Here is a 13,686-nt window from a genome sequence, read left to right on the forward strand (position 1 = left end):
TCAGGGACAGGCTGTCAGGAGACGATGAGCAGTGACCCGACGGCAAATGTCCACGCGATCTCGGCAAGACCGATGTGGATCGGGCGGATGGGGGAGTGGGTCGACTGCCACCACGGCAACAGGCCGCCGCGCAGCGCCAAACCCACCCACACCAGGAGCATCGCCCAGTGCAGGGTGCCAACGGCGACTGCCCAGGCGATTCCCGCACCTGTGACGAGGTGCCACCCGATCGTCGCCCACACCCAACGCGCATCGCGGCGCCCTCGGATCAGGGAGCGGACCAGGAACACCGTGCCCAGGAAGTAGGCGGCCAGCACGAAGGAGGCGACCCACGCGTGAGCCCAACCCGTGGGCTTCGCATCGATGAAGAGCCCGGTGTGCAGGGTCCATGTGGCCAACCGGTCCGGGCCCCACAGGACCTGCCACAACGCCTGGTCGACGCCCGCATGGAACAGGCCGTCGAGACTTCGCCAGTGCGCCCCCAGTCCGAAGGCCACCACAGTGGTCAGACACGAGGCAAGGATGGTCGCACTGCGCGTGACCAGCGACCGGTCGTGCCTGCGCCACAACTGCCAGAAGGTGAGCGCCACCAGGGGTGCGAACAGGGGCGTCCACAGGAGCACCGAGGGAGCCGCCCACAGCAGGCCCGCCCCCAGCAGACACGACAGCGTGAACCACGTCCACACTGCCGGACGCACCGTCGGGCGACGACGCCGCGGCGTCTTTGCCAGGAGCTCCACGGCGCTGAAGAAGTGGAAACCCGACACCCATGCGGCGACGAGCCACCCGTGTGAGGGATGCGGGACGCCCAGGAGCATGCCTGTGAGCAAAGGCGTGAGGGTGATGAACCATGCGCCGTGCTGGTCGGGGATCCACCCCTTGGAGGCGAGACGGGTGAGTCTGTTCCGGAAAGCCGCCATGTCGTCCACATCGGTCATGGCGGACATGGTAGTCACCCGGGGCTCAGCCCGGTCGCGCTCAGATCCACCCCTTGGAGCGGGCGATCTCCGCCGCCACGTGCCTGTTCGGCGCATCCAATTTGAGAGCCGCCGACGACAGGTAGTTGCGTACCGTCCCGGGCGACAGGCAGGCGCGTTGGGCGATCTCGTCGATCGGGGCGCCCGAGGCCGCCAGTTCCAGCACGTCGGCCTCACGCGGCGTGAGCGGTGAGTCCCCCGCCGCGATGGCCTCGGCCGACAGCTCCGGGTCGACGTAGCGCTGACCGCTGTGCACACGGCGGATGACCTCCGCCATGAGCTTGGCGGGTGTGGTCTTCGGGACGAAGCCACGAGCGCCCGCCTCAAGCGCACGCTTGAGGTATCCCGGCCGCGCATGCGAGGTGCAGATGAGGCAGCGTGTCGGCACGCCGGCGGCGATCACCTGCTCGGTCACTTCGATGCCGTCCGCACCGGGCATCTGCAGGTCCAGGACCGCCACATCCGGTTGATGGCGGGTGATCTGGGCGATCGCCTCCGTGCCCGAGGCCGCCACCGCGACCACGTCGATGTCGCCCTGCAGGCCGAGCAAGGCCTCCAGGGCGTCACGCAGCAGCGTTTCGTCATCGGCCACCAGGACGCGAATCGGCGAGGGCGGCGCCCCGGCCGCATCTGGTGCGCCGCCTGTGCCAGTGGTCGGAGCCGGTTCAGGAGTGTGAGTCGTCATCGGGGCTCTCCTTCCGAGGGGGCCGGAATGCGTACGGAAATGGTGAATGACCCGCCATGTCCACGAATCTTCAGTGTCCCCCCGACCGAGGCAAGGCGCGCGGACAGGCTCTCCAGTCCCGAGGACGGGGTCTGGCCCTCCTCACCCGACATCTGCGGGGACGGGGCGTGTGCGCGGTCGTTGGTGATCTCCAACCCGGCTCCGCCCTCGTCGTAGGACACACGGATGGTGCACATGCTGGCGTCCGAATGTCGCACGACATTCGTCACCGCTTCGCGCAGGACCATCGCCAGGGGCTCGGCGGCCCAGTCGGGCAGGTGCGCGTCCCCGATGACGCGGCAGGTGATCCCCGCCGACGCGAGGAATGAGTTGGCGCCGACCAACTCACTTGCCAGGTCGGGTCTGCGATAGTCGGCCAGGACGGCGCGAACCTCCTTGAGGGCGTCATCGGCAAGAGCTTTGACCCTGCGGGACTCGCTGGCCGCGCGCGGGGCGCCTTCCGCGTCGGCCAATGCGGCCGCCAGGTCGGATTTGACCGCCACCGCCGTCAACGCCCTGCCGAAGACGTCGTGCAGGTCGCGGGCGATGCGCAGGCGTTCCTCGGCCACCGCAAGGTCCGCGCGCATGGCGTCCAGACGCTCCTGCGCCCCCACCGATCGCAGGACGTTGTAGAACCACACCTGGGTGGGCATGATGACCAACAGGCCGATTCCGACAGGGACCGTTCCGGCGAGGGCGAGGACCTCGTCAGGTGCCCTCGAATCCACGGGATGGACCCACAAGGCGATCATTCCCGCGAGCAAGTGGACTGCCGAGGCGGAAAAGGTGGCCAGGAGCGCCTTGGAGACGTTGAAGAAGGGGCTCAGAGCCAGCAATGCTCCGAAGAGAGTCACACCCAGAGCCAGGGCCACCGGCGACATCGGCACATGGTCGGTGGGCAGCCCCATGACTGCGCACACCAGTGACGCCAGTGTGGAGACCGCCAGCAGAGGAGCCAGCCATCGAGGGCCGGGCCGCCCTTCGAGGATCTGGTTGGTCCAGTGGTGCAGGGCGAGCACCGCAGTCAAGGCCTCGACCGCCTGTGAGGCAAGGAATGCTCCGGTCCACCAGTTCACCCACGGCTGGTCCGCAACCATGCCCGCCATCCCCAACGGCCACATGATCAGCAGGGCGTAGTAGCTGATGAGCGTGTAGTCGCGTAGTTTTCGAGTGCCTTGACCGACGCGTGTCACCGTGGGTCCTACCGGGGCTGTCATGGGGTCAAGCCTTCCATGTCGTGAGTCCGGGTGCAGCTGTGCCCGCACTTCCTGGCGGTTCTGGACCGTGCGCCGGGGGGCGGTCGGCGGGTTGCGCTCGGACCCCGGCGCCGCGGCTCCCGCCCTCGCGCGGACGAGGACGGGAATGTCGCAAGGGTCGCTTGGCGCTCACCGACGGCGGGTGAAACGCATCTTCGAACCGAGGACGCAGGCGATGATCGCCCAGCACACGAGGACCATCGCCGGACGGAAAGCGGCCGCCCACGTCTGGGCGAAGGAAGCGTCGGTCACCGTGTCCAGCAGGTTCGAGCCGGTCAGACCCAGGTCGATGAGGTCGCTCATTGCCCACAGCGGCGAGTAGGAGGAGAAGGTGCGCATCGCTTCGGGCATGGAGCTGATCGGGACCAGACCGCCCGACAGGACGGACAGGCCCACGAAGACGGGCATCGTCGAGTACTGGGCGCCCTCGACGGTGCTCGTCCAGGAGGACGTCCAGGCGGCCAGTCCGGCAAGGACCACGATTCCTCCGAGCAGCGCCACGACCAGCAGGATCGGGTTGGAAATCTGCGTGACCTGCATGAGGGCAAGGATGGCCGCAGAACCCACCCCGGCCTGGACCAGGGCGACCAGACCCGAGGGAACCACGGCCGCAATGACCGCCTCCCACGGGGTCGCCTCGCCCGTCGACATGCGCTGAAGGACACCTTCTTCACGTCGGGCCACGTAGATGACCGTGAGGTTGTAGTAGACGCCCACGCACAGTGCCCACACGGCAAGTGTCTGGATCATTGCGGAGGCGAAGGCGCTGCCGGTGAGGCTGCCGCCGATCATCTGCGACAGGCCCAGGACCACGACCGGAACCAACAGCAGTGCGGTGGCGACGATCGTCGGATTGCGCAGGTACAGGGTGACTTCGGCTCGGGCGATGGAGGCGATGCGACGCAGGGGGCCCAAGACGCGCCGGGCCGCTCCGGGACTCGACGTGGCGGAGCGTGAGGGATGCTGTGCGTAGACCTCGCGTCTCGCACCCAGGCCAATGGCGCCCGTGGCCGATGTGCGGGAGGGTGCGTGAACGGTTCTGGTCGCGAATGCCGTGGCGCTTGGAGTCGCAGGTGCGGCGGGGGTGGACGGGGTGAAGGTCTGGGGGTTCATCGTGGGCTCCTTCGGTGGCGGAGTGGCTGGAGTCGGGTAGGTGCTGGTCGGCGGCAGGTGTGTTCAGGCGGCCGCGTTCACAGGGTGGTCGACGGGGCTCTCGGTGAGGGCGAGGAATGCTTGTTCGAGAGAGGCACTGCGGGCGTCGAGTCCTTCCAGAACGACTCCACGCCTTGCGGCCAAGCGGAGGAGCTCGCTGAGGGTCACCTGCAGATTCCCTGAGGCCAGGTGGACCCGGCCACGCTCCCACCGCACCCTGTCGACCAGGTTCGGCAGAGCAAGGAGGTCGCCCTCGTCGATGCCCGTCGGCATCCCACCCGTATGCGCTCGAAGCGGTGGAGCCAGGAAGGAGATGCGGGCGGGCTGGGAAGCGACGATTTCCTGCAGGCTTCCCTGGGCGCGGATCCGCCCACCCGCCATGACCAGGACGCGGTCGGAGAGCTCCTCGGCTTCCTCCAGGTAGTGGGTGGTGAGCAGCACGGTGGTTCCCTGGTCGAGCATTGCGCGGACCAGCTCCCACGTGCGGCGGCGTGAGGCCGGGTCCAGGCCGGTGGTCGGCTCGTCGAGGAAGAGGATGTCCGGCCGGCCCAGGGTCGCCATGGCCAGGTCCAGGCGGCGCCTCTCGCCACCGGATAGGGATCGCACGCGCACGCGGGCGCGGTGGGCAAGGTCAACCAGGTCCAGCGCCTCGGCGACAGGACGCGGTGTGGTGAGGGTCCCGGCCCACATGCGCAAGGTTTCGGCCACCGTCAGCGCCCCGGCGAAGCCGGCCTCCTGCAGCATGATGCCGGTTCGTGCGCGAACCAGCTCGCGGTCCTTGAGCGGATCCAGCCCGTCGATGAGGACCTGTCCGGAGGTGGCCGGGGCGATGCCTTCGAGGACTTCGAGCAGGGAGGTCTTGCCGGCGCCGTTGACGCCCAGCAGCGAGACCAGTTCGCCGCGTTCGACGCCGAAGCTCACGCTGTCGACGGCGGTGTAGGCGTCATGTCCCCTGCCGTAGGTGCGGGTGACTTTGTGGACGTCGATGATGGACATGGGATCCTCCTGACTGTGATGGGCCGGTGGGCCCGGGTCGGCGGTTCCGGCCGGGCTGGCGGGGCGGTGAGTTCGGTGGGCGGCGGGTGGACCCGTGTCGTGCGGGCCCTTGCGCGCTGACACCTCAAGTCTTCCGCTGCTTCGGGCCGATCCTCAGTGCGCCTTCACACTGCTTCGGATGGGGTTGTGCATCTCCTGGTGATGACAAACGTCATGCCCGGTGAGCGGGCCACCGCCAAGGACAGAGCGGCGGTCGGCGCATCGGGCCCGCCTTGGGTCCAATGCGCACACAATGAGCCCGCACGCAGCCCCGAACTGTCGACGAAAGCCCCACGATCCCGTGCCCTTCCACGCACCAAGGCTCACGTGAGCGCCAGCATTGTGTGCGAAATGGCGGACGAGTGGAACACCGGGACACCAGCCGGACAAGACGAAGCCCCCCGTCCGGTGGCCGGGGGGCTCTCGCACAGAGTCGGGGTGGCGGGATTTGAACCCACGACCTCTTCGTCCCGAACGAAGCGCGCTACCAAACTGCGCCACACCCCGTGCGACTGTCTGAGTATAGCGATGGGCCAGCACCCTGCCAAAACTCAGGCCCCAGCCCGGCCTGACGCAAATCTCACAGCTGTCGCTGTACCTTGAACAGCGCCTTGGAAAGGCCAGGTTCCGCCCTCGTCGTCAGAGCGGACGCACGTGCAGGATCGACACCTCCGGCCTGGTCGCAATCCGGAAAGGCACGTACGGTGACGTGCCCAAGCCCGCCGAGACATGCAGCAATGTGCACGCATTCACCGTGCACCACTGGTGCAGACCCTTCGCATAGGCGCGCGGCAGGTCGCAATTGGTCACCAACGCCCCGTAGCCGGGCACTCCGAGCTGCCCGCCATGCGTGTGCCCCGCCAGCACCAAGTCGGCGCCGAGCTCGGCGAACCCGTCGAGAACCCGACGGTAGGGGGCGTGGGTGACGCCCAAGCGCAGCACGCCGTCCTGGTCCCACTGGGGCACAGGCGCACCCAAGCGGTCGCGTTCCAGATGCGGGTCGTCCACACCCAAAAGCGCCACACGCACCGCGTTGTGGGCAAGCGGGCCCACCGGAACCTCCAACAGGGCCGAGCGATTCGACAGGTCCTGCCAGCCGGCCTCGCGCAGAGTGTGCACCAAGTCCTTCCATGGCAGTTCGGGCGACATTCCCGTGGAGTGGTCGCGTGAGTCCCTGCGCAGGTAGTCCGACCACGCCTTCCGTCTGGCCGAGTAGTAGTCGTTCGAGCCGAGGACGAAGGCGCCCGGCAGGCCAAGGAAAGGCTCGTGGGCGGCCCGAGCCAGACCCAGCCCCTCGGCCGTGCTCAAGTTGTCGCCGGTGGAGACGACCATGTCGATCCGCTCGGTGGCGGCCACATGTCGCAGGAAGTCGACCAGGAAATCCTGCCCCTGGTACATGTGCAGGTCGGAGATCTGCAGGATCCTCAACTCGCCAATGCCCCTGTGAGCGGGCACGGCAACCTCGTGGCGACGCACGACAGGCATGCGACGCTCCACGGACCCCCACGCCAAACTTGCAGCACCCGCGATCGCCAGTCCGGCGACGGTCACACCCAGTGCGCGGCCGGTGGCGATGAGAGCGCGCGGCGCGAGGGAAGGGCGCGCAGCCAGTTCCTCAAGTCCCAGTGGGAGCATGTGTTCGTCCATCGTGTCCCCTCAGGTGGTGAGCAGGGTGGAAGTGGCCGGCGTGTGCGCCGCACGGGCCCGCCGTCGCAGACGTGCCGGCCGGGAGAGGTCATCGGGTCTGGCGGTTGTTGTTGTTCTGGTTCGTGCGGTTGTTGTTCGCCGGCGGCGACCCGATGTAGGCATCGGGGATCGGGACGAAGTCGGTGCCGGCGAGGGCGCGGCTCATGTACGGTGCCCAGATGTTGCGACCGACGAAGGACTCGCCATAGATCGCGTCGTACCAGGTGCCGTTGATCACCACGTCATTGACCGGAGTGGTCGAGGCATTGGCGTGCCCCACCCAAGCCGAGGTGGACAGCTGCGGCGTGAACCCGGTCAGCCACGTGTTCGAGTTGTAGTCCGTCGTGCCCGACTTGGCGCCGTAGGGGCGTCCGCCTTCCAGAACGGTCTGCGTGTAGTAGCTGTTCACCGCGCGGTTGAGCAGTGTCGCGGTCTTCGCGGCCACGTCGGAGGCGATGATCTGGTTGCACGAGGGCTGGTATTCCTTGAGCGTGTTCTCATCACGGTCGGACACGGTGCGGATCGACTGTGGAGCGCACAGCTTGCCGTCGTTGACGAAGGTGGCGAAGGCGGAGGCCATGTGCAGGGGCGAGGACGAGGCCGATCCGAGGACGTTTGCCGGGTAGGCGGCGATCGGCTGACCGTCCTCGGCGGTGACACCGAAGTCGGCGGCAGTGGTGAAGATCTTGCAGAAGTCGATCCTGGACGCCATGTTGACGTACGCCTGGTTGATCGACATGCCGGTGGCCTGGATGACGTTGTACGTTCCCTGCTTGCCGGCCAGGTCGTTGACGTCGTAGGTGTCGGTGTAGATCGGGCCGCCGTCGCAGGTGAAGGAGCCGTTGCCGTAGACGGTGTTGTTCCGACCGACGGTCTCGTAGGCGCCGTGGCCTTCCTTGAACCATTCGACCAGAGTGAAGACCTTGAAGGTCGAACCGACCTGGAAGTGGCCGTCGGCGGCAAAGTTGGCCATTGTCTGGCCTTCGCCCAGGCCGAAGGTGGTGTTCTGGGCCATGGCGACGATCTGGCCGGTTTGGGGCACCACGGAGACCATGGTCGTGTCCAGCCCGGAGGTGTCGTTGTCGGGAATGGCGTTGACCAGCGATTCGTAGGCGGCCGTCTGCTTCTTCGGGTCGATGGTGGTGCGGATCGTGAGGCCGCCGGTCTTGAGCAGGTGTTCACGGTCGGCTGTGGTTTCCCCGAAGGCCTTGTCATTCATGAACTGCTCGATGGCGAAGGAGCAGAAGTAGGCGTAGATGCTGTTGGCTCCCGAGCACCCTTCTTTGACCAGGCGCGGCTTGAGCATGTCGGCCACGGGAATGGCGACCATCTGGTCGTGCTCCTCGGGGGTGATGAGCTTCTCCTGCTTCATGACACCCAGGACGATGTTGCGGCGCTCTTGGGCGGCCTCGGGGTATTCCAGCGGGTTGTACTCCACTGGGGACTGGACCAGTCCTGCCAGCAGGGCCGACTCGGGGTAGGTGAGTTCGGCAGCGGCCTTGGAGAAGTACGTGCGGGCGGCTGCTTCGACGCCGTAGATCGTGGGGCCGAAGGGGGCGATGTTGAGGTATCCGGTGAGGATGGCGTCCTTGTCCATCCGTTGTTCGAGGGCGAGGGCGTACTTGGCTTCGCGGAGCTTTCGTTGCGGGGTCTGCTCGGTGGCGTACTCGACGAGGTCGGCGTCGCCCTCGAGGTAGCCGCGCTCCTGCATGGCATTTCGCACGAACTGCTGGGTGATGGTCGAGGCGCCCTGGGTGGACGATCCCGCGAGGTTGTTGACGAAGGCGCGTCCCATGCCGGTGGGGTCGATGCCCTTGTGCTCGTAGAAACGCTTGTCCTCGATGGCAACGATCGCCTTCTTCATCGTGTCGTTGATCTTGTCGGAGGGTACGACGATGCGCTGTTTGTCGTAGAAGCGCGCGATGACACGGCCTTCGGCGTCCAGCATGGTGGACTCTTCCGCGGGGCTGACGATCTGGAGTTCGCCGGGCAGGTCCTCGAAGATCGTCGGCAGAGCCCGCGTGGCAGCTGCGGCGGATCCGGTCACGGGGACCATCAGGCCGGCTCCGAGGACTCCGATGAGTCCGGAGACCGAGAAGAACGCGATGAACAGGGCAAGCAACTGGGCTGGGTTCATCAGTCGTGGTTTCCGTTGCGCCATGGATCCAGAATACGTGTCGAGGGCGGGGCCGTCCCACGGGGTTTTGCGACTCTCCTCGCACAGTGGGTGCGCCGAGGGGGCCGGGGTGGTGGTCGTGGGAGTGTGACGAGGGCGCCGCTCGAGGCCGCCTCGAGCGGTGAACACCACTTTGATTCGGTGACCATCTGTGTGTATGGTCACAAGGGAAGGGTCAAAGGCGACCGGATGGAGTGGGTGAATGTTGCAAGTCGACGAGGACCAGAGCTGGGTTGCCCGGGCACTGTGCGCGAATGAGGAGCCGGATGCGCTCTTCGTCCAGGGCGCCGGTCAACGTCAGGTCCGACTCCGGTGCATGCAGTGTGAGGTTCGTTTGGAGTGCTTGGCCGATGCCTTGCAGTCGGAGGCGAATTTCGGTGTGTGGGGGGGACTCACGGAGCGTGAGCGTCGAGCGATGCTGCGCCACTATGCGGACGTGGACGACTGGGGCGAGTGGTTGTCGACATCGGATGACCCGCTTGCGCAGGAGATCCGTTCACCGAAGGTTCCCAGGGTTCTGGCTCACGTGCGCGGCTGATTTCGGCGCCCGGGGCGATCGGGGTGGGGGTCTGTTCGTGGCGGGCGTGGATGGTTAGGATCTGGCCATGACGAAATGGGAGTACGCCACGATTCCGCTGTTGACCCACGCCACGAAGGCGATTCTCGACCAATGGGGCGCTGACGGCTGGGAGTTGGTCCAGGTGGTGCCCGGCCCCACGGGCTCGGAGAACCTGGTCGCCTACCTCAAGCGTCCTCTCGAATCCGCTTGACCCGTCCCGGTCCTGCGTCTGCGGGTCTCGGCCGTCTCGCGCCGAGGCGCGGCCCGTCAGGGGCCGGGATTCGTCCTGAAATCGCTTGACGGACGAATCTCGTGGAGTGACGGACGAATCTCACGAGGGGGCCCGGCCGCATGCGGCCGGGCCCCCTGTGGTGGTGCTGTTCGTCGCTGTGCACCTGTTGTCGGCGAGGCGCCTCAGCGGGCCCTGCGAGCCAGTCGGTCGACGTCCAGCAGGGTGACCGCCCGACCCTCCAGGCGGATCCAGCCGCGTGAGACGAAGTCCGCCAAGGACTTGTTGACGGTCTCGCGCGAAGCCCCGACCAGCTGGGCCAGTTCTTCCTGGGTGAGGTCGTGGGGCACGTGCACACCCTTGTCCGTGGGAGTGCCGAAACGATCGGCCAGGTCCAGCAGGGCCTTGGCCACGCGTCCGGGCACGTCGGAGAAGACGAGGTCGGACAGGGACTCGTTGGTCCTGCGCAGTCTCTGGGCCAGTGCCTTGAGCATGTGCTTGGCCAGATTCGGGTTCGTGTCGAGGATCTCCATGAGGTCCTCGTGCTCCAGGTGCAGCAGCGAAGCCGGTGACACGGCGGTCGCAGTGGTGGAACGGGGCCCCGGATCGAAGAGAGTGAGTTCACCGATGATCTCACCCGGGCCGAGGACGGCAAGCAGGGATTCACGGCCGTCAGCAGAGGTGTGACCCAGCTTCACCTTGCCTTCCGTGACGATGTAGAGGCGGTCGCCGAGGTCGCCCTCGTCGAAAAGGGTCTCGCCGCGGCGCAGCGTCGTCTGACCCATCTTCTGCTGGAGCGAGATCTGCTGGCTCTCGTCCAGGCCGCCGAAAAGGGGCACCTGGCTGATGAAGTTGCCGTCACCGATCATGTGTGAGGTCTCCGTTCTGGTGCGGGCGGACCGTGTTTCCGGTCCGGCTCCATGGAATACCGATTCGTGTCCATGCGCACACCCCACCAAGCGACAGTGCGGTCGTGCGGGTCACACCCATTATGCCCTGAGGGTGCGGAGCGGGTGAACCGACGTGCCGGTCGTGGTGTGGCTTCACTTGGTGTGAGTCGATTGTTCACCTGCCCGGCGCCTTTCGCCGGCGGTGAAGAATGCCTTGGACGGATCCACCCGAGCCACTTCGGCGCGCAGGGACTCTTCGCGGCGGCCCTTGCGCCTCACGTCGTGCGAGAGCATCGCGGCACCCAGGAGAGCCAGTCCCAGCAGGAGAAGGCGACCGGAGTATCCGGACAACTGAAGGTGGTGTGCGAAGTTCGCGGCAAGGGCGTGCCCATCGGCCAGTGAGGAGAACACCCCTTCACCGGCGGTCTTGACGAGATTCGGCAGGGCGACCCACGGCAGACCGACCACCGTGACCAGGGCGCCCGTGACCCACGCGCCCAGCGACGAGCGGGCAGTGAGGATCAGGCAGAAGAGGCACAGGACCACCGTGGCCGTCAGTTCGACCAGCGCCAGGCCGTTGAGGAAACCGGTGGCTGCGGGCCCCTGCGGGTTGAGCGCCATGCGGGCGCCGGCGTCGGCGCCGAGGTACCACGCCAGTGGCAGGAAGAGGAGGAGAAGCAGCGATGCCACATGAGCACCCGTTCGAGAGGCGATCTCCGGGACCACTGTGGACTCTTCGAGAAGGGAGTCGTCCAGGCGCGTGGGTGTGTGGCGGGTGGGGGTCTTTTGTGCCGGTGCGTCGGCGGCATCACCACGAGGGCTCGATCGCCGACGCCATGGGGCGGGCGTGTCCTGTTCCTCGGCCGGGGCGGCGGTGATGAACTCGCGACGCCGGGCGATCTCTTCGTCGCTGGTGGTGGGTTTCGGTGCAGCGGCTGCGGCGGATGCTGCCGCGATTCCCGCAACGGCCCCTGCAAGGGCTGTCGTGCTGCCGGAAGATGCCGCAGCTTCCGTGTCCGCAGGCGCATCGCCTCGATCCGTGTCCTTCGAGGTCGAAGGCGCAGTGGAGGCCGCCAGCGCTTCTGCGGCCGCCAGGGCGGCCGCTTGGCTCTGACGTTCGGCGCGAGTCATCGGGGGGATGCGGGTTGGTCGCGCTGCGGGGGCAGGTGCGGCGAAGGCGGATGTCTCGTCGACCTGCGCCTTGGGGCCGCCCACGATGTTGGCGGTGCGTGACGGGTCGTCGTCGACCAGCGAAACCTCCTCGCCGGTGAGCACGGGTTCGCGGTCGCGAACCGATGCCCACATCCGGGCGGAGAATTCGTCTGTGGTGTGTGAGGGCGCGGCCGCAGTCTCCTCGGAGACCGCCTCGCGCACCGGCTTGTCGGTCCCGGTGCCTGCGGCGGCTTCCTCAGGTGTTTCCTGGGGGGCCTGCTCGGAGACGGCGGGCGCGGGCCGTTCTGCTGCAGTCGGGCGAGGCTCAGGATGTGCGGGTGCCTCATGAGCTGCGGCGATGGGGGCCTCGGAAGGCTCCGACGCGGGTGCCTGGGTGGGGGCTGCCGCGGAGTCTCCAGCAGGCGCCGCATCGACCTGGCCGGCGGGGGCCGTCTCGGGTTCGTCCACGGTGACCTCAGGTGCGACCGGGGTAGCTTCGAGCGCATCCGCCGCGGAGGACGGCGCGTCTGCGGTCGCGAGCCGGGGCGTTGCGGGCACCTGTGCGTCGGCGGCCGGAACGGGGAGGTCAGCGGTCGCCTCCTCGGAATCGGGGGCCGGAAGTGCGTCGCCGCCTTCAACGCCGGCTTCCTGCGGCCTCTCCTCGACGAGGGGCGGGTCGGCCACGGCCCCAAGCGTCGGCGCATCCTGCGAGTCCGGGGCGATGAATGCGGGCCCGGATGTTGCGGGATCGTCGTCCTCGGCCCGGAATGCGGGCGCCACCCCATCCGTTTCGGCGGAATCCTGGGGCAAAGGTGCGGCGGGTGCAGCCTCGGCCGCTTCCTTCTCCTGTCCTTCCGTTTCGACGAGGGCGGCCCCGTCCTCGACTCGGGTCTGCTCGTCGGAGGTGACCTCGACGTGGTCCTCGAGCGCAGGGGAGTGCTCGGTGACCTCTGCCGCGTCTTCCGTTTCGGCGGTCTGCGAAGGCCCCCCGGCCCAGGAGGCCCCATTCGTCTCAGCGGTTTCGCCGTCCTCGGATTCCTCGGCCACCGAAACTTCCTCTGTCAGCGAAACCTCGTGAGCTGCAGCTTCTGTCGGGGCCACCGTCTCGGGGGAGTCGGCGAAGGTGGGGGCCGACTCGGACTCGGATGCAAGCGGAGGATCGGAGGTGAGAACGGGTTCCTCGGCCAGCGTGTCCCCCTCCTCAGGGGCGCTGACCTCGTCAACGTCGTCCACGGAGGTCGCCTGGAAGGTCGGCCGGTCCTCGAAGTGGTGGGCCTCGGCCCAATCCTCCACGTGTTCATCCGCCGACGAGGAGTCTTCTCCCTGGTCGCCCACAGGCGGGGCGAGTGCGGATGGCGTGGCGCTCACTTCTCCGAGCGGAATCCCGGCGGGTGCGGTCTCATCGCCGGCGTGCACCTGTACCGCTGGAGCCTCGGCGGGCACCGCCACCTCGGCGGCCGGGGTCTGCGTGGCGGAGGTGAACTCTCCCAGAGGGATCCCGTGCGGCTTGGTCTCCGGGAAGTCGTCGAATGCCGGGCGACGAGTCACGACAGGGGCGTCCTCGTCGGCGACCTCCGCAAGTGGCTGCCCCTCCACGATGCCTGAAACGACGTCGGCGGCATGATGCGGCGCATCCAGGAGGTGATCGCCCTCGGGTGCGTTCGACTCTTCGCCCTGACGAGGGGCGTCCGTCCACTCGTCGTGGTCGTGTTCAGACATGGGAAGACCTCCTGTTCCAGCCCAAACATAGTGGCCCGCTCCCATGTGCGTCAGCAGCTCACCCGGCCCGCCGCGACTTCACTCCATGGACTGTGACGCCACATGGGGCAAAAGGGGCTCTGCCGGGGCCT

Annotated in this window: 11 protein-coding genes and 1 tRNA gene; 2 read left to right on the plus strand and 10 right to left on the minus strand. The window is 67.4% G+C overall.

Annotation, left to right across the window (positions count from 1 at the left end):
• Positions 1–14: 14 nt before the first annotated feature.
• The 8 genes from I6B53_RS00750 to I6B53_RS00785 all read right to left on the minus strand — a co-directional run bounded on the left by I6B53_RS00750 (position 15) and on the right by I6B53_RS00785 (position 8,991).
• Complete coding sequence (locus I6B53_RS00750) at positions 15–938, minus strand: YwiC-like family protein (RefSeq protein WP_216764394.1); 924 nt, start codon at positions 936–938, stop codon at positions 15–17.
• Between the two features lie 40 nt (positions 939–978).
• Positions 979–1,662: a DNA-binding response regulator gene (locus I6B53_RS00755; protein ID WP_216764395.1), complete on the minus strand. Its 684-nt coding sequence runs from the start codon at positions 1,660–1,662 to the stop codon at positions 979–981.
• Positions 1,659–2,894 carry a sensor histidine kinase gene (locus I6B53_RS00760; protein ID WP_216764396.1) on the minus strand — a complete coding sequence of 412 codons (1,236 nt, stop codon included), beginning with the start codon at positions 2,892–2,894 and terminating at the stop codon, positions 1,659–1,661. The genes I6B53_RS00755 and I6B53_RS00760 overlap by 4 nt, the downstream gene beginning before the upstream one ends.
• Positions 2,895–3,086: 192 nt before the next feature.
• Positions 3,087–4,070, minus strand: a complete 984-nt coding sequence (locus I6B53_RS00765; RefSeq protein WP_216764397.1) for an ABC transporter permease — start codon at positions 4,068–4,070, stop codon at positions 3,087–3,089.
• A 63-nt stretch (positions 4,071–4,133) separates the two neighbouring features.
• Complete coding sequence (locus I6B53_RS00770; protein WP_216764398.1) at positions 4,134–5,105, minus strand: ABC transporter ATP-binding protein; 972 nt, start codon at positions 5,103–5,105, stop codon at positions 4,134–4,136.
• Positions 5,106–5,577: 472 nt separating this feature from the next.
• Positions 5,578–5,651: transfer RNA gene (locus I6B53_RS00775), tRNA-Pro, on the minus strand.
• A gap of 132 nt (positions 5,652–5,783) precedes the next feature.
• Complete coding sequence (locus I6B53_RS00780) at positions 5,784–6,791, minus strand: metallophosphoesterase (RefSeq protein ID WP_253953905.1); 1,008 nt, start codon at positions 6,789–6,791, stop codon at positions 5,784–5,786.
• A gap of 88 nt (positions 6,792–6,879) precedes the next feature.
• On the minus strand, positions 6,880–8,991 hold the full coding sequence (locus tag I6B53_RS00785; protein ID WP_216764399.1) for a transglycosylase domain-containing protein: 2,112 nt from the start codon (positions 8,989–8,991) through the stop codon (positions 6,880–6,882).
• A gap of 217 nt (positions 8,992–9,208) precedes the next feature.
• On the opposite strand from I6B53_RS00785, the gene I6B53_RS00790 reads away from it, so the two are divergent.
• Together I6B53_RS00790 and I6B53_RS00795 are read left to right on the plus strand one after the other, a co-directional pair.
• Positions 9,209–9,544: a WhiB family transcriptional regulator gene (locus tag I6B53_RS00790; protein ID WP_216764401.1), complete on the plus strand. Its 336-nt coding sequence runs from the start codon at positions 9,209–9,211 to the stop codon at positions 9,542–9,544.
• Between the two features lie 67 nt (positions 9,545–9,611).
• Positions 9,612–9,776: a DUF4177 domain-containing protein gene (locus tag I6B53_RS00795; RefSeq protein WP_216764402.1), complete on the plus strand. Its 165-nt coding sequence runs from the start codon at positions 9,612–9,614 to the stop codon at positions 9,774–9,776.
• 203 nt (positions 9,777–9,979) lie between these two features.
• Here the strand turns inward: I6B53_RS00795 and I6B53_RS00800 are convergent, their stop codons facing one another.
• Positions 9,980–10,663, minus strand: coding sequence for a Crp/Fnr family transcriptional regulator (locus I6B53_RS00800; RefSeq protein WP_216764403.1), 684 nt, complete (start codon positions 10,661–10,663; stop codon positions 9,980–9,982).
• A gap of 174 nt (positions 10,664–10,837) precedes the next feature.
• Complete coding sequence (locus I6B53_RS00805) at positions 10,838–13,555, minus strand: hypothetical protein (protein WP_216764404.1); 2,718 nt, start codon at positions 13,553–13,555, stop codon at positions 10,838–10,840.
• Between the last annotated feature and the right edge of the window lie 131 nt (positions 13,556–13,686).

The organism is Schaalia sp. 19OD2882, assembly GCF_018986735.1.
Taxonomy (GTDB): Bacteria; Actinomycetota; Actinomycetes; order Actinomycetales; family Actinomycetaceae; genus Pauljensenia.